13 protein-coding genes are annotated in these 17,770 nt (G+C 43.2%); all 13 read right to left on the minus strand.

Annotated features, from left to right (window positions below):
- Positions 1 to 55: 55 nt before the first annotated feature.
- Complete coding sequence (wecB, locus tag H0Z36_RS05785) at positions 56 to 1,168, minus strand: UDP-N-acetylglucosamine 2-epimerase (non-hydrolyzing) (protein ID WP_296864400.1); 1,113 nt, start codon at positions 1,166 to 1,168, stop codon at positions 56 to 58.
- A 286-nt stretch (positions 1,169 to 1,454) separates the two neighbouring features.
- Positions 1,455 to 1,871 (minus strand): hypothetical protein, encoded by a 417-nt coding sequence (locus H0Z36_RS05790; RefSeq protein ID WP_296864321.1) that lies wholly within the window; start codon positions 1,869 to 1,871, stop codon positions 1,455 to 1,457.
- 70 nt (positions 1,872 to 1,941) lie between these two features.
- A complete protein-coding gene (locus H0Z36_RS05795) occupies positions 1,942 to 2,721 on the minus strand; it encodes a transposase (protein ID WP_296864323.1) in 780 nt (259 codons plus the stop codon).
- 297 nt (positions 2,722 to 3,018) lie between these two features.
- The gene (locus tag H0Z36_RS05800; RefSeq protein WP_296864325.1) at positions 3,019 to 5,841 is read right to left on the minus strand and encodes an S-layer homology domain-containing protein; all 2,823 of its coding nucleotides are present in this window, start codon (positions 5,839 to 5,841) and stop codon (positions 3,019 to 3,021) included.
- Positions 5,842 to 6,153: 312 nt separating this feature from the next.
- Positions 6,154 to 6,561 carry a hypothetical protein gene (locus tag H0Z36_RS05805; protein WP_296864327.1) on the minus strand — a complete coding sequence of 136 codons (408 nt, stop codon included), beginning with the start codon at positions 6,559 to 6,561 and terminating at the stop codon, positions 6,154 to 6,156.
- The gene (locus H0Z36_RS05810; protein WP_296864329.1) at positions 6,554 to 7,414 is read right to left on the minus strand and encodes an AAA family ATPase; all 861 of its coding nucleotides are present in this window, start codon (positions 7,412 to 7,414) and stop codon (positions 6,554 to 6,556) included. The genes H0Z36_RS05805 and H0Z36_RS05810 overlap by 8 nt, the downstream gene beginning before the upstream one ends.
- 43 nt (positions 7,415 to 7,457) lie before the next feature.
- Positions 7,458 to 7,844, minus strand: coding sequence for a HEPN domain-containing protein (locus tag H0Z36_RS05815; RefSeq protein ID WP_296864331.1), 387 nt, complete (start codon positions 7,842 to 7,844; stop codon positions 7,458 to 7,460).
- On the minus strand, positions 7,822 to 8,166 hold the full coding sequence (locus H0Z36_RS05820; RefSeq protein ID WP_296864333.1) for a nucleotidyltransferase domain-containing protein: 345 nt from the start codon (positions 8,164 to 8,166) through the stop codon (positions 7,822 to 7,824). The genes H0Z36_RS05815 and H0Z36_RS05820 overlap by 23 nt, the downstream gene beginning before the upstream one ends.
- A 180-nt stretch (positions 8,167 to 8,346) precedes the next feature.
- A complete protein-coding gene (locus H0Z36_RS05825) occupies positions 8,347 to 11,517 on the minus strand; it encodes a S8 family serine peptidase (protein WP_296864335.1) in 3,171 nt (1,056 codons plus the stop codon).
- 55 nt (positions 11,518 to 11,572) lie between these two features.
- Complete coding sequence (locus H0Z36_RS05830; RefSeq protein ID WP_296864337.1) at positions 11,573 to 12,172, minus strand: TetR/AcrR family transcriptional regulator; 600 nt, start codon at positions 12,170 to 12,172, stop codon at positions 11,573 to 11,575.
- A gap of 151 nt (positions 12,173 to 12,323) precedes the next feature.
- Entirely contained in the window at positions 12,324 to 15,425 is a 3,102-nt protein-coding gene (locus tag H0Z36_RS05835; protein WP_296864339.1) for an efflux RND transporter permease subunit, read from the minus strand.
- The gene (locus H0Z36_RS05840) at positions 15,426 to 16,520 is read right to left on the minus strand and encodes an efflux RND transporter periplasmic adaptor subunit (RefSeq protein ID WP_296864341.1); all 1,095 of its coding nucleotides are present in this window, start codon (positions 16,518 to 16,520) and stop codon (positions 15,426 to 15,428) included. It lies immediately after the preceding gene.
- A 110-nt stretch (positions 16,521 to 16,630) separates the two neighbouring features.
- On the minus strand, positions 16,631 to 17,740 hold the full coding sequence (locus H0Z36_RS05845; RefSeq protein WP_296864343.1) for a TolC family protein: 1,110 nt from the start codon (positions 17,738 to 17,740) through the stop codon (positions 16,631 to 16,633).
- Positions 17,741 to 17,770: the final 30 nt, after the last annotated feature.

The raw sequence follows: 17,770 nt of genomic DNA on the forward strand, positions 1-17,770 counted from the left end.
AAAATAAAATATTTTTACATTTGTCAAATTCGCTCAAAAAAAAGAAACTCCTGCCTCAACTGGCCCCTATCCTTACATACAAAAATTCTCTAACAATCTTAACAATTCGCTTTGAAGCTCTTCCGTCCCCATAAGGATTTATAGCCTTTGCCATCCTATCATATTCCATCTTATCAGTAAGCAAAAGTTTAGCTTCCCGATAAATATTATCCCGAACTGTTCCCACCAGTTTAACCGTCCCTGCCTTTACTGCTTCCGGTCTTTCCGTAGTATCCCTCAGAACCAGAACCGGTTTGCCGAGAGAAGGTGCTTCCTCCTGCAATCCTCCCGAATCAGTCAAGACCATATAACAAACATTCATAAGATTGGCAAAAGGTTCATAATCAAGTGGTTCTAAAAGATGTATCCTCTTCTTATTGCCCAGCATATCCATGGCTAAGTTCCGCACTATCGGATTCATATGCACCGGAAAAACTACTTCTACATCTGGGAATTCTTCTACCAAGTCAATTAAAGCCTGATAAATCCCGCGCATCTTATCTCCCCAGTTTTCCCGGCGGTGGGTAGTCACCAGAAGCAGACGGTTATTAAAATTAATATCCTTAAATTCAGAGCCAAACTTATAATCCGGTTTTACCGTTGCTAAAAGGGCGTCAATAACAGTATTTCCCGTTACCCAAATTTTAAAAGAAGCCGTAGATTCAGATAAAAGATTCTCTCGCGCCGTATCGGTAGGAGCAAAATGAAGTTCAGCCAAACGACCTGTTAAAGTGCGATTCATCTCTTCCGGAAAAGGGGAATACTTATTGCGGGTTCTAAGCCCTGCTTCTACATGCCCCACTGGAATCTTAGCATAAAAAGCTGCTAAAGCAGCCGCAAAAGTAGTAGTAGTATCACCATGTACCAAAACCAGGTCTGGCTTTTCCTTCTCCAAAATATCCTTAATTCCGTTTAATACCCCGCTGGTTATGCTGTAAAGATCCTGTTTTTCCCTCATAAGATCAAGGTCGTAGTCTGGCCTAATCCCAAAAAGATTAAGCACCTGGTCCAGCATCTCCCGATGCTGAGCCGTAACTACCACAACCGTATCCAAATCCTCTGACGACTTAAGTTCCTTAACAACCGGAGCCATCTTAATAGCCTCTGGCCTGGTACCAAACACTACCATAACCTTGCCTAAATGAATCAACCTATCCTTCCTCCTGTTTCAATCTGGAGCACCCTTTAATTAAAAAACTACTTCGAATCGAAACACTTTTTAATTTGTAATTTGTGTAATTTGGGGACGGTTCTAAAGTTTAAAACTATTTCAGTATCGAAATAATTTTCTAACCCTTACCTACTTAACATTGACAAAGTTTAAAATTCAACACCGCCGCCACCCATCAGCCGGCAGCATATAATCCCCACAAAACATATATACTTCAATATTCTTAAAACCATAACAACCATAATTAAATATTCGGCTTTTTCAACATTGATACCGGTAGTATGTTGGTAATTTTAAAAACCAGACAGTTTTTAAGGGGAAAATTAGCATACTTAGTTCGCAAAAGCCGCGCTTTAATACGCTCATAATATTCCCCTTCCGTATAATCGCCAACCAATTCAACATAAACCCTTATCCCATCTTTGCTTTTTTCTCCATCAGTTAATAATACCATAAAAACCCCTTTGCCGGTTTCCTTAAGATTAGCATATGTTTTATCTGCTCCAAAGCGTGCACATATAATAGTCTCATCATCTATCATTTCTAGAACTGAAATCACCGCAATATTAACATTATAATCCCTGTCAACCGTGCTCAAAGTAGTAGAAATATAATTGGCATTAATAAGCTCTCTTGCTTTTTCTATTAACCCCCTGTCCATCACACATTCCTCCTTTTTTTTACAGAACGGTTTCAAGATTTAAAAATTTTAACTCAAATCCCGTCCAAAATCAAAACTTCTGTGCTTTCTTCAATATATAACGGCTAACGCCGGTAATTTCCATGATAACCTTGTCGGGAAGCTTCGTTTTCTCCTTAAATTCCTTCAATGCTAAAAGCTTTTGCTCGTAAAGAAAAATATCGCCATTATCAACCAAGCCCTTTTCATTTATCAACTGCTCCCATAAAAGAACCGCCTCTTCCCTGTTCATCGGCTCATTTATATCGAAAAAATCCCCTTCGACCGACTGATTCATAAACCTAATATATTCTTCCCTAGCCTCTTCTTTTCCTGCCCCCAGTAAGCTTAAAAGCATATCGGTATCAACCAAGGAGAAAAAAGGATGCTTTTCGTCAAGATAACAGCCGTAGCTGCTCCACATGTAGTCAGCAGGTCGTTGGACTAATCCTGCTTTTACCGGATTCTGATGAATATAGCGGGCTAAAGCTAAAAAATACCTGTCACTTTCCACATTTTCACTTTTAAATCTATCCTGAAAAAGATGTCCTATCCTTTCATGTTTATGGTTAAAATAAGATACATAACTTACTGCTATCCGCTTCATTACATCTGATAAATCTCTTCCGTTTTCGCCTATCATCATATGTATGTGATTGCTCATCAAACAAAATGCATAAAGATAAAATCCGGTCGCTTTCTTCTTAGCCTGCAGGGTTGAAATAAAGCGCAGTCTATCCTCATCATCGTAAAAAATCGGCTTCTTCTCATTACCGCGCAAAATAACATGATAACAACCACTTCGACTCTTAACCCTTCTGCTCCTGGGCACCTCATCCCCTCCCAAATGCAACAGCCTAAACCCCTCTACCGCATGCTGCATCTCATCTGCATTTAAAAACCAATACTCTTAAAAGCTTAAACTCCCCAGCTTTTGTGTATATTTTTCTATACGAAGGAAATATTGTCAAGAATTATGTTTATATCTCCTTGCTTTTCCAATTCTCCTGTAATTTGTAATTTGTGTAATTTGGGGACGGTTCTCGATTTTAAATCTGTTTCGATCCGAAATACTTTTAAATTTTAGAACCGTCCCCAAATTGAAAACTGTTTCGATTCGAAAGAAGTTTTAGTCCTCCTGACCTACAAGATCATAAAGCCTTTTCAAAGCTGAAGCAGCTTCCGCCCTAGTAACAAAATCCTTAGGAGCGAACTCCCCATCGCTTCTTCCCTGCATTATTCCAAGATGTTCCATATTTGATACAGCCTCCTTAGCCCATGGAGAAATATTTTCCCTAATCTCTCCTAAAGCCATTTCATTCCCCATTTGTTTATCTTTCTTCATCCCCAGAAAATTGTTTATAATTACTGCCATCTCTTCCCGGGTAATTTTATCTCCAGGATAAAAGCCTCCATCCCCTTTTCCCTTAATCCATCCATTTGCCTTTGCTTCCATAACATATGGATAATACCAAGCATCTTTTTCCACATCAGCAAATTTATTCTCAGGAAACACCTTTTCCCGGCTCTTGCCGTATTTAACTTTATTATTACAATTATCGGCCAGCCTAACCAGCAAAGCTGCCATCTCAGCCCGGCTTATCTCTTCATCCGGCATAAAAAACCCTCTAGTCTTCCCCACTATAATATGTCGCATCCCCAGGAAAATAATATCATCTCTAGCCCAATGATTCCTAATATCAACAAAATTAACCTCTGGCACAAAAACCCCGTAAACACCGACACTTTTATAATTAAAACTCCAAAAATCCTTCTCATTTCCTGCTCTTCCCGCATATTCCCAAACTTTATCCCTCTTTATATAAAATCCTGCCTCTGCTTTCTTCTCCCCTGTTTCTCCTTTTGGGACTTTAACCAAAATCTTCAGCCCCTTCTTAAATGCCTCATCTATTCCTTCTCCTGCTATTTCTATCTTCCAAAAATCCGATACTGGCTGCAATTTATAATAAGGAGAACAAAACTCATCACCCAGCTTAGCCATCTCTGCTGCTATTTTAAGGCTTTTTATAATCTCTGAAACCTTATCAACCCCAGCTATTTCCACACAAAACAAATCACTTTTCAGCTTTAAAGCCCTGCACTTCATTTTCTTTAAATCGGTTTCACCCCAAACCAAATAAACCTTTTCTCCAAATGGCAAAACATACTCTCCCTTACTTCCATCCCCCCCTTCCTTAAAAACATCGACAACATTTTCCCTCCTATTATTCCGGTTTATTTCCCATCCTCCGCTCTCACTTCCAACTCCTCCGCTATTTAAGCCCTCATCATCTTCCTCTTCTTTCCCACTATTTTCATTACCTGAATCCTCATCGCTTACAACATCTTCATCATTTTCATCCTTATTATTTCCATCAGCTTCATCTCCTATCTTCCCAACATCCCCATTTTGCTCATCTCCCGGGTTTTCATTATCTCCAGGGTCTTCATTTTCCGTATCTTCGGCATCTTCTTCTCCATCTGTCCCTTCTGCCACTTCTTCTATCTTGATAACTGTTGAGACAGAAAACCCTCCGTAAACTGCAGTCAGAACATCCTTTCCGCTGAATTCGGCACAGTAAATCTTATTTTTCACCTTATTCCCCAAAATGCTCCTCCATTCCACATCATCTGTCACCTCAGCCTCTCTCCCCGCATAATAAAAAGCTTTTACCTTTACCGGCCAGGACTCTCCCTTTTTGGTCAAAATTTCTCCTCCCGGCTCCATGCTAAGTCCGGTCATCCCATCAACCAAAACCGAAGTATAACCCTTCATCCCCTCATATTCCACCTCAACTACTGCTTCTCCTATTCCCAGAGCCCTTAAAAAACCATTCTCTACCTCGACAACCTCCGCACCGTTGGTTGTCCAGACCGCCTTTCCTTTCACATCCTCTATCCAGCCATTCTTATAAATTGCATTTGCCCCGATTTCAAATTCCCCATCAACCTCCAACCTTACCTCTTCCGGAAAAACCTCCAGCCTTTCCATCCCTGCATACCAGGCTAAACCACCTTCATCTACCCAGAAAAAATCTTCCCCATTAGTTGCAAAATAAATCGGACTGATGTCAGTCAACACCTGCTCAGGTGCCTCACCATTAAGCACATTAAACCTGTCTAAGTCGTCACCGTTTCTGTAATAAACCCAATCCTCATAAAGAAACAAAGGATCTGCCCCTTTTATCCCCAAATCCTTAACCTCCGGCGTTTCTCCCAGTTTTACCCTAAAAAGCTTATTTGTCCCCTTTTCAATATAAACTGCTGTCCCCTTAAAAAGACTTATCCCTGCCATCTCAGGAAAAGCCCCCGGAACCTTTCGCACAACCTTATCAGACAAATCCATAAAATACAAAATCCCATCATCATTATTAAGCCAGGCCAAAAAACTAAAACCGTCCTTATTATAAAACCTCAAATCTCGCACATTTCCGCTAAATAAAAAAACCTCGGTTCTACCCCTGATATCCTGCACATAACAATCTTTTACCAGAGAATCATTCTTCAGATAAACAGCCTTTCCGCCGCTTATCTGGTAAAAAGACCCTATATATCCTTCAGAAACTACTCCCTTTTCCCCTGAGAGCAAATCCTTATAATAAAGCTTATTCCTGGATCTGTCCCGATAAACAACAATCCCGTCATCAACCTTCACCGCTTCCTTATTGGGCAAAACAGTTTCCCCATCCAAAACCTTCGCTTCATTCTTGCTCCCCAAAATAAAAAAGCAGGCCCGTTGCTTTCCGTTTACACTCTCGCTCCAGACCAGAACTTCTCCCGACACGTCTGAAGCTGAAAACCTATATCCGCTGCCTGCTTTAACATATTCAACTCTTCCCTCTTCTGCCCTGATGCTTTCAGCGGCTGTAAGAACAAAAAATACCACTGTAAGACAAAAAAACCATACCAGCCAAAACCTTCCCATTTTCACCCTAACCGGCTCAAAATCCATAAGCCTGCAAACAGGAAATTTTTCCCCCCTCTAGCATCTTCTGCTCTACCCCCATCAAGTTTAATTTTCCTATTATATCCAAAATTCTTCAATTTTATATAAATTCCTCTTTTTGTAAACAAATATTTTCCTCTTTTAACTTTAGAACAATCTACGATTTAAAAATCATTTCGTTTCGAAGCAGATTTAAAATCGAGAACCGTCCCCAAGTTTAAAACTATTACGAATCGAAATAGATTTAAAATTCGGGACGGTTCTGAAATTTAAAAGTATTTCATATCCGAAATAAATTTTATCTCAAGCTGACCGTATTCAAAGCCGAAAGGCCTCTCCCCGCTCACTCATATTCTTAACCTTTTCAACAATAATCCCCATTAACTTTTCCGGTTTGCGCAGGCGCGCATAGCTACGGGAAGGATCTAATGCAAAATGGGCTATAATCGCTTTAAGAACCGGAGCATCAAATTTGGAAAGCTCTTCATAAAGCCCAACACTTCCTTTATCAGAATATACCTTAAAAGGATCAAAGCCCTCTGGCACCGATGCTTTTTCTTTTTTAGTGCGGCTTTTCTTTTTTCTTTCTCCTGCCGCTTCCTTTTCCGCCTTCAATAACTCCTCGAATGGAACTGAAATCCTTTTGGCGAGCCTCTTGTTATTTTCCACTTCATTAGCCAAAATCCGCAAAAATTCAGCCATGGCTAAAGCCAGATCCTTAGACATAAGCTAAAACCTCCTCAGCAAGCGACTTATATTCGGCATAAGGCTTCTGATAAGGATATCCATACTTTTCCTCCAGCCTGTTAAACGAATGGTGAAAATCCATCACCGCTGCTGAACGGTTATTTTCCGAAATCACTGTTTCAAAAACCCTTTGATACCCAACCTCTCTGGCCCTGGCCCTAAGCAAACTAAGCTGGCTTTTATGAACACTGGACTGGACCCGAAATTTGCTCACCACTATCCCCAAAGGCTCAATTACTGTGCCGGTTCTCTTTTTAAGCTTTTCCACCCGGCTTATAATCTGGGGAATGCCATAGGTAGAAAGGATATCTGGAATCACCGGTATCAGGTAATAATCGCTCATATAAAGCCCATTGCGGGTGATAAACCCCAAATCCGGAGGACAGTCGATAAGGACTATATCATAGGAAGGCAGGACTTCCTGCAGTCTCTCCTGCAAGAGGGAAGGTTTAAAAATCTCTTCATGATTATGTGCCTTATACAAAAACTCTTCCTGAAACTCAATCAGATCCAGGCTGGAAGGAAGCAGATGCAGATTTTCAATCCCGCCAGCAATATTGGAAACACCCTTTACAATTGCTTCTGCCGGTGAAAAAACCTGATACTTATCCACCACATCCTTAAAAATGCCCAGCAGGGTCTGCCCTTTAACATTGCGCCGCTTCCATTCCTTTTCATCCATCAGGGCAACTGTAGCATTAGTCTGGGGGTCAGTGTCTATTATCAAAACCTTAAGGCCATGCAGCAGGCTTAAAAATTCCCCCAAAGCTACCGCAAGGGTGGTTTTCCCCACCCCTCCCTTCAGATTAATGATACTTATAACTTTGGGCATCTGTCTTCACCTCAGCTTCTACACTTCAGGTGCACCTATTATCTTATTTAACTAAACCTTCTATCTTTTTAATAATCTCTTCTGCAATCTTTATGCAATCTTCTGCATCTTGTCTGCTTATTTCCAAAGGATCATCAGCCGGATATCTAGTTTCGATATAAAATGCATTTACAAAAGCTACATCTCTTAAAAACCTGTCCAAACTTTTTTCATAAACTGCTGCTTTACGGCAAAGCTTAACCAAATTATGTCCTTCCAACAGTTCACCGGTAACCTTTATAAGAAAACCTTTCAAATGCTTTTCTATAGCCTGCTGGCAGTGAAAACAGATTATCCCATTATCACCCTTATGTTCATACAAAATTTTGGCTCCTTTCATGTCTTTCTGGGCCATTTTAAACCATTCTTCATATTTTTTGGAATCTACCAAGCAAGCTTACCCCCGTTCGATTGATAACTCCTGCCAAAGTGGCCCTGTCATCTTTGTGGGTACTCCATTCCTCAGGTGTATATATAACAATATCCAAATCCATTTCGCAACCAATATCAACCAGCATTTCCGCCAAAGTCCTTCGCTTGTTGTCAGTTTCCAGGATCACACATAAATCTATATCACTACTCTTCCCGGCCAACCCCTTGGCACAGGAACCAAAAAGAATTATATCCAGAGGATTATATTTATCTACCATCTGGCTTTTTATCTTTTCAATTTCCTTTTCAATCCTTTCATTTATCTTGAACTGGGTATCCATAAGGCCTCCCAAATTTTAAAAAACTGAAAATCAATATTTGTGCATAATTTTACCACAGGCTGATTTAAAATCAAACCAGGGTTTAAGGAAGATTCCGCAAGTTCTTTTATCTGCCGAAACCTCCCTTACCCCCCCCTCACTTTCTTCAGCCAGCGTGAAACAGAAAACCGTCCCCCTGTTTCACCCCTGTTTCAAAACGGAAGCTTTTCCGTTTATAAGCTCATAAAGGCGGTTTTCAATCAGAGTCATGCCGTCTCCCGGCATTTTGGTGTTGTAATGCCAGAAGAAAAGTGTTGCAGGGGTCCCCGCCTTTTCCGCCAGAGGAGAACGGCAAAAGGACACCAAATACTGATAAGGCACATTTTCATCCGGTTTTACCTCTCCTTTAAGCTCTGCTTCAAATGTATAAATCGACTCGTTAAGTCCGAAAAGACTTAAAGTAACCGAGCTGTATACTACCACTTCCCAGGTTCCCGCTGCAGGGTCTCGGTAGCTTATAACCACTTCGTCTGTCGGCATAATCTCGCCTACCCCTGCATAACTGCTTACTTTCTGCACTCCGGCCGGAGATATTATATGCATTCTGACCCTTCCTCTATCTCCTGCTGAAAGCCTTAAAACAAGTTCATCCATCCCTTTCGGCACCTTTATAAAATACCTTTTAAATCTGCCAGCCTGTAAAACTGCCTTTTCCGACATCTTCTTTCCTTCCATATTTGCCAGATCATATGGAACTGCAACTGTCTGCAGGACAAAGGCATCCCATCCCACCGTCCTGTAGTCGTCAGCCACCACAAAATCGCTGTAAAGTCCGGGCTTATCCGGTATATTATAATTCATGACAAAGCTTCTTTCCCCATCAGAGGCTATTTTTAAAGTATACTGCTCAGGACGCATAAATTCCGATAAGCCCCCAACTACCAATTCCCTTTCTTCCTCCGACCGACTTCTTATGCTGAGCTGAAGCCTGCCTGGTATATACTCCCGGCTGTAAAATCCTTTGCCTGTGCCATATCCCGGAGTATGCTGAACTATCTCATAATCACCCGGTTTCTCAGGATTATTTTTAAGTTCGCGCCAGGAATTCATCAGGTTTACCGCGCCAAATCCCTGTTCAGCCGCTGTATATCCGGGAAGCCTTACTGCCCCCGCCAAAATACTGTGAAATACCAGACTCGTATCATCTTTAGCCAGTTTGCTTATCATGGCACTAGTAAGCAGGGCACAAGCTCCTCCTACATGAGGGGCTGCCATGCTGGTTCCTTCCAACAGCTTATAGGGCTCTCCATTCCACATAGGATAAGTCGATACCGCACTTCCCGGTGCCACTACCGCAGGTGCCGCCATTCCGTCCAATCCCGGCCCGGCCGAGCTAAAATACCAGATAACAGGTTCAGATATGCTTATCCCGTAATCATTTATCCACATCTGAGGTGTAGCATAAGCCCCTACACTTATAACATTCGGAACTGATGCCGTATCGGCTGCCGTTCCCAGCCCGGGCCCGTTGTTGCCAGCCGCAATACATATAATCATGCCATAATTGAGATACATGCGATAAGCTATCTGTTCAACCATAGCTTTTTGTTCCCGCGTAAGATTATACTGCCCCATGCTTATAACCGCAATGCGGGAACCCGCATCAGCCGCCCGTTTAAGGGCTTCCTCCAGGTTGCTTAAATAGGCATTTCCCATTTTATCCATGACTTTTATTGCAAGAAGGTGGGCTCCCGGCGCCACCCCGGCAACATTACCACTCGCTGCCGCTATACCGGCAACTGCAGTCCCGTGTCCCAAAGCGTCGAAACCGAATTTAACATACCCATCAGTCCCCGAAATCTCAGCAACTACCAGGTTAAATTTCCTTTTTCCTGCCTCGATTGTCGCAATCTGGCGCTCTTGGGCAAACTTCCTTAAAGGAACCTCATCCTTAATCTGCCCGTCCATATCGGTATCAATATATACAACATCATAATACTCCGCATACTGCACTGCCGCCGCCACTACCAAAAATTTGTCATCCAAAAATTCTGCCTGCATAGCCTTGGGAAGAATGTCGGCATTCAGATAGCCCCAGATAAATTTTTCACTCTTACTATCTATCCCCCTTACATCCACTTTTTTCCCATCTATATCCAAAAACCCGTCTACCGCTTGCACCTTGCGGGTAAGCCACACTTTCCCTTCATCAGTTAAATCAATAAAATCAAGTATTTTAATATCTCCATCCGCTGTTCTCTGCAAATCAGGATGCCCCGGATCAATCCCGCTGTCGATGACCGCAATAAGCTGTCCCCGCCCATTTACTCCGGTTTCCCTAATAAAATCATCAACCCGCATAGCCCTGCGGGTAAGCTCTAAGCTCCTTTTCGGATCATAATCCTTATTTTCCGGCATCTTTTCTATATTCTCTTCTTCCATATTCACCAGCTTTACCGCCGTATTATTTCCTTCAACCTTCTTTTCCCGGCCGTAAAGGGTTTTTATGTCTACCTTAAAGGTTTCTCCTCCGTATACCTTTTCACTTACATAAAAATAGGTAAGTTTTCCTTTGGAGTTAAGATCAAAATAGCCCTTTACAGGAAGAACAACCTCGCTTTCCGGCTCGGTTTTCCCCGCCCGGTAAAATTTTACCTCATCTGCAAATTCAAAGGTTTCTTCCATCTCGTCAAACCTGATTTTCATCTGGCGCAAAGGAAGGTTTATATCCACTAATTCACCGTAAAAATGAAACTTCTGCCCAGTCAAGTCCAGAAACTGCTCAATAATAACTGCAACCTCCGCCCTGGAAAGGCTTCTTGCCGGCTTAAAAGTTCCGTCCGGATACCCCTTGATAAGCTCATATTCTGCGGCATAAAGAGCTGCCTTTCTAGCCCAGGGGGAAATCTCATCTGCATCGCTGAAAGGAATCTCCCCCTCTTCTCCTTTTCCAGTCCTAAGAACATTTACCAGCATGGTTACTGCTTCCTCCCGGCTTATCAAGCGCTCCGGATAAAAATAAATGCCATCACCGTAGGCATAGCCGAGTTCACGCGCCAGTTCTATATACCCTTTGCCCCAGTAGCCATCCGGTACATCCTTGAAGGAAGACTTTACCCTTTTCAGCTTTTCTGCTTCATCCCTTTTGTCGGTAACATTTATAAGGATAGTGACAAACTCAGCGCGGGTAATAAACTTATCCGGAGCAAAAGTGCCGTCCGGATATCCATTTATATATTCCCTGAGTTTTAAATGGTCAATCCGGGGCGCAGCCCAGTGTCCCCGAATATCAGAAAAAGCAAAGGCAGCATGAGGAGCGGACAGCAAGACCGCGATTACTACCATGAATGAAAAGAACAACTTTTTCTTCATCTCTCCCCACACAGGGAACCGGAAAACCATTCTCCGATTCCCTATCCTCCTTTCACTACTCAGGTTTCAACCCTGCAAAAATCAAATCCGTCAGCTTTTCTGCCAGTTCTTCAGGATCTACATCCCATCCATCCAAAGTTATAGGCGCCCATAAAGCACTCAATAATCCTGAAACATTAAGGCTTACCAGCTCCGGATCTACCTTGCGGATTTCTCTCCGTTCTATCGCTTCCCGGACTTCTTCTCTAAACATTTTCTCTTTTTCTTTACGCTTATCATATGACCATACTTTCAGTTCTTCATCCATAATTTTTGTATCCCAAAATACAATTCTTGTCAATTCTTTGTTTTCCCGGCAAAACTGGATATGGCTTAAAAAAAGAAAGTATATCTTTTCCCTCAGTGAAAGCTTCTTTTTATCATCTATTTCCAGGCTGTCATAATAAACCTCCCGGCTTTTATTAAGCATTTCCTGAAAAAGTTCCAGCTTGCTCGTGAAATATTCATATATAGTTCCTTTACCTATCCCGGCTTCTGCGGCAATCTCCTCCATCCTGGCTTCATGATAGCCGTGGCGGGAAAAAACCTTCACCGCCGCGTCCAATATCATCTGCCTTTTATCTCTTTTTTCCTCACCTTCGTAACCCCGTGCCACCCTTCATCCTCCTTTTAAGTCGCCCACTTAGGCAAACTCCCGACTTTAAAACTTCCTTGCCGCTTTAGACCCTTTCCTAAATCATTCCGAATCGAAATGGTTTTTAACTTGAGAACCGTCCCCAAATTAAAACCGGGAACCGTTCCCGGTTTTAAGCACGTTTGAAGCGGCGGCTTATCCGCTGTCCCCAGTCATCAAATACAGAATAGACTACAGGGACTAAAACCAGGGTTATAAGGGTTGAAACCAGAAGCCCTCCGATAACTACGGTAGCCAAAGGCGCCTGGGATTCGCCGCCTTCTCCCAAGCCTAAGGCAAGGGGAATCATGGCCAAAATCGTTGAAAAAGCAGTCATAAGTATCGGCCTTAAGCGAACCCTCCCGGCTTCCAAAATGGCTTCATCCCTTTCCATGCCTCTCTCTCTCAGCTGTTTCAGATAGTCCACAAATACTATGGCATTGGAAACTACTATCCCGACCAGCATTATAAGCCCTATAAATGCCGGCACATTAAAGGTTCTGCCTGTTATGAGGAGGCCAAACACCACCCCGATTATGGCAGTCGGCACTGAGAACATGATAACAAACGGGTTAAAGAAAGATTCATACTGGACGGCCATAACCGCATAGACCAGGATTATTGCCAAAAGCAGAGCAACAGCAAGGCTAGAAAAGCTTTCCATCATATCTTCACTCTCACCGCCGAATTCGATGGTATAGCCGGCTGGGAGATTTAATTTATCCGTCTCTTTCTTTATATCATTCATTACACTCCTCAAATCCCGGTTCAAAAGATAACCATTTATATCTGCCTGTCTTACCTGATCTACCCGTTCAATCTCAGTCGGCCCCTGCCCTATTTCAAAAACAACCAACGACGAAAGCTTAACTGGGCCCCTCGGAGACATAATGGTAAGGTCTTTAAGATAGTCAATATCTTTATAGCCCTTGCTTATATATTTAAGACGGACATCTATCTCTTCGCCCTCCGCCTTGTAGCGGGTAACAACTGTCCCTTCCATGGCATTTTTTATCTCATTTGATATCTGCATCGGAGTAAGCCCAAATGCAGCAGCTCTCTTGCGGTCAATCCTGATTTGAACCTCAGGGCTGCCGTCGGTAAGAGAACAGGTAACTTCCCTGGTGCCGGGAACCTTCTTGACTATCTCTTCAACCTGAACCGAAATTTCCTTCAGGGTATCCATATCATCCCCACGAACCTGAACATTCACGGGGCCTCCGGTTCCCGAGCCCATAGCCGATGTCTGATCCATCACGCTTACCTCAAATTTGGCACCCGGAACTTCCATAAGCCTTTTTCTTATATCTTCAGCCACCAGATCTACACTGCGCGAACGCTTATCTTTTGGAACCAGCTTTACATACAGGAGAGAGCTGTCGGTCTGACCTCCACCCATCGACATAAAGCTGGATTGTCCTATACTGCTAAAAATCAGTTCTACTTCGCTTACCTCTTTTATTTTTTCTTCGGCTTCCGCCGTTATACGGTCGGTAGAGGCCAAAGTGCTTCCCCGGTCAGCCTTTATCCTGACTGAAATCTCTCCAGAATCCATCTTAGGCATAAATTCCGCTCCTACTAATGGAATTGCGGCAACGGACAAAACCATAAGAACAGTTACCACCAGGGCCACCAGCTTTCGCCTCTTCAAGGCTTTAGCCAGGAAATTGCGGTAGCGTTCTCCCAAATTATCCATAAAAACGCCAAATCTGTTAACAGCTCGCCCAATTTTCCCTTTCGGCTCCGCCGCCCGCTGCATTGATTTATCGGTAAGAATTCGGGACGACAAAAGTGGAATAACCGTTAAAGCTACCAGGAAAGAACATAATATAGCAAATGAAATAGTAACTGCCAAAGGCTTAAAGATGACGGATGCTATCCCTTCCACAAAAACGATGGGGAAAAACACCGCAATTATAGTCATAGTAGCGGCAATAACTGCTCCTCCAACCTCAGTAGCCCCTTTTATTGCTGCTTCCATAGGAGGAGTTCCTAAAGACCTGTGGCGATAAATATTTTCAAAAACAACTATCGAGTCATCAACAATCCGTCCTACCCCCAGGGCTAATCCTCCCATGGTAAGCAGGTTTACCGAATAATCGGTGAAATACATAAGAATAAAGGTGGCAATTATAGATAAAGGTATGGAAGTAAAAATAATCACAGTGCTGCGCATATTGCGCAGGAAAAGGAACAGAACCAGCATGGCAAGAAGCGCGCCTTCCAAAATCATGCGGATAGTGTTGTTTATCGAATCTTTTATAAAATCTGCCTGATCAAAGATAAACTGAACTTCAATATCTTTTCCCAGCTCTTTTGATATCTTCTCGATTTCTTTATGCACTGCCTCACTGGCCGCTACCGTGTTGGCTCCGGTCTGCTTCATCACATGGATGCCAACCGCCGGCTTCCCGTTTATGCGGGTAAGCTGTTCCTTATCCTTGTATCCATCTGTAATAACCGCAATATCTTTCAAATATACCGTGGCCCCGGTCGGGGTTGTTATGGCTGTTTCCCCTATTTCGCTTACCTTTTCAAATTCCTGCAGGGTGCGGATAAAATAAGCCCTATCTCCGCTTTCTGCCTTCCCTCCTGACATATTAAAATTTTCCATCTGTAAAACCTGGGCTACCTGCGAAAGGGTAAGTCCGTAGTTCTGAAGCTTTACCGGGTCAACCTCCACCTTAATCTCCCGGGTTTCCCCCCCGGTCGTATAAACCGTGGCAACCTCAGGGATTCTCTCCAGTCGGGGAACAATCACATCTTCCGCTAAAGTTTGCATCTCCTCAGGACTCCGTTCACCGCTTACCCCCATCTGAATTATAGGCATAAGGCTGGGATCCATCTTTAAAACAAAAGGCTTTTCCGCATCCTTAGGAAGCCAGGTTTCCGAAAGTCCTATCTTTTCCCTTATATCCTGGGTGGCACCATCCATATCGGTGCCCCATTCAAAACTTACCATTACCATAGAGTTGCCTGAGCTGGAAGTAGACTGGATTTGCTTCACATTATTCAAAGTGGCAATACTTCCCTCAATCAGCTTGGTTACTCTTTCTTCCACCTCTTCCGGCCCTGCCCCCGGATAAGAGGTCATAATCACGGCTACCGGAAACTGCATATCAGGATACAGGTCAACCGGTAGCTTAGAATAGGTGAAAAATCCTAAAATGAGAAGAACTGCTATGGCAATCGTCATAGTTACCGGGCGTTTTACCGAAAATTCAACCAGCTTCATTTACTTATCACCCCCGGCAACCTTGACCAGAGTCCCGTCATCAACCAGGGTATTCCCCTTCACAATAACCTTTTCCCCTGCTTTCAGCCCTTCCTTTATTTCAATATACCTACCGCCTTCTATACCGGTTTTAACTTCCCTCATGCGGGCACGGTTTTCCTTGTCTATAACATAAACTACCGTTTTTGCTCCTTTCGGGACTACCGCATTGCGGGGAACAGAAAGGACATCTCCCTTGCTGCGGGCTGCCAGTTTAACCTCCGCAAACATCCCGGATTTAAGTTTATCATCTTTATCCACAATTTTTATCTTAACCGGGTAGCCTTTCCGGGTCGCATCTGCCACCCGGGCAACCGATGTTACAACTCCTTTATACACTTCTTCCCTTGCCGCTTTCACATAAACATCAACTTCCCCGCCTGAGCTTATATAGTTAATGTCAGCCTCTCCTGCCATAACCTCTACCTCCAGATCAGCAGGATCAAAAATCACCGCAACCGGCATCTGGGAAGAAACCATAGTTCCCTCAGTTATGCCGACACTTCCAACTACCCCATTGATAGGAGCCTTTATGGTGCAGTTTTCTATCTGAAGAAGAGCTGCCTCTATCCCCGCCTGTGCCTGTTCAACAGCAATACGGGCCGATTCCGCTGCCGTCTCCGCCGATTCCAGCTGCTGGGCTGAAGCAGCCCCTGCTTCATAAAGCTTTCTTGTGCGCTCCAAATTACTTTCTGCTGTCTTAAGCTGCACTTCAGCCTGAGCTTTGGCTGCTTCCGCCTGTTTCAAAGAAACCTCATAATCGCTGCTGTCCAGAATTATAATGGGCTGGTTTTCCCGGACATAATCCCCTTCCTTAACCAGAACATCTATTACCCTTCCGGGGATTTTCGGATAAACCGAAACTTCACTTTTTCCTTTAACAAATCCAGAATAAACAGCCGTTTCCGCAATATCCCGAACCGCGGCCTCAGATACCGTAACCGTCAAAGGTGTTTCCTTTTGAACCTCCTCCTTCTTTTTACAGCCAACCATTCCGGCAAACAAAAAAACTGCCAGAACTACACAAACAACAGACCTGTAGCTCTTATTTCCCACTATCTCTTTTCCCTCCCAGGTTTAAATTTTTTCCTTTCTTGCAGGCAAACAAAAGAAAAGCAGAAAAGCTCATGCCATGCCTTCCTGCATTTTCAGTCATAAATAAAATGCTAATTCCAATCTCCCGAATTATATACTTCCTTTCCTGTTAAATAGGCATACTCCGCTTTAACTTTGGCCAAATCCAACCTTAGATTCTCTAAATCAAGCTTTGCCTTGGTCATATTAGCCTCTGCAGTTATAAGGTCATCATTTGCTGTGCCTATGCGCGGAATAATTCCAGCTTCATACTTGATTTTAGCCATGTTATAAGCTTTTTCTGCCTGGACATAAGCAGTTTCAGCTGCTTTAATCTGTCCTTCCAGGGTATCAATAGTATAATAAAGATTTTCAATCACAGCCCTGGTATCACGCTTAGCCTTTTCATAGTCTATGCCGGCCACTTCATACTTAATCCGGGTAATTTCCGATTTTTCATTAGGCAAAATCCAGTTCTGCTTGCTTTCCTCAATATCATACAAAGCTTTCTTGCTCCAAACCATAACCGACTCTTCCAATCCCCGGCTTATTTCCACACTAAGCTCATGACGGGGATACTCTGCAAGCACTGCCCGGCTTGCGAGCCTAGGCTTCCAGCCCTGACTTTCGCCTAATAAAGCTGCGAGATTAGCAACTGAGCCTTCATATGCTCTCAAAGCTGCCTTATATGATTCCTTGAGCTGTTTTATACCTGTTTCAGTCTGTTCATAATCAAAAGAGGAAATATATCCCACTTCCCGCATGATAGCACTTATACGCAGCTTTTCTTCCGCATTTTTAAGGGCGACGCGAAGATTTTCCGCCTCATTATACTTTTTTACCGCATCAGCATAAGCAGTTATAACTTCCTTAGTTATTCGGGCTTTTTCAGCCTTTTGCTGTTTTTTAAGAGCGTTAAGCTGAATCTCAGCCTGCTGGTACATGTTAACTACCTGTTGGACCTCCGGATAAACCAGCCCGCCGGTTGGAATATAATACACGGCTTCTGCCGCATCATCACGCATAATCTGCGCCTTTTCAACCTCGAGGTCTACGCGGCGCAAATCAGGATTACTTTTATGAGCTTTAGCCAAAGCCTCCTCAATAGTCAACACTTCTTCCGCTTCAGCAGGTAAAGGCACTAAAGCTGCCATAAAAAAAACCAGCATAAAAAATACAACTATCCGCTTTAAATTCTCCATAACCCCTCCTCCTGACATTTTCCGACCCGC

This window comes from Thermosyntropha sp. (genome assembly GCF_017656155.1).
Classification (GTDB): Bacteria; Bacillota; Syntrophomonadia; order Syntrophomonadales; family Syntrophomonadaceae; genus Thermosyntropha.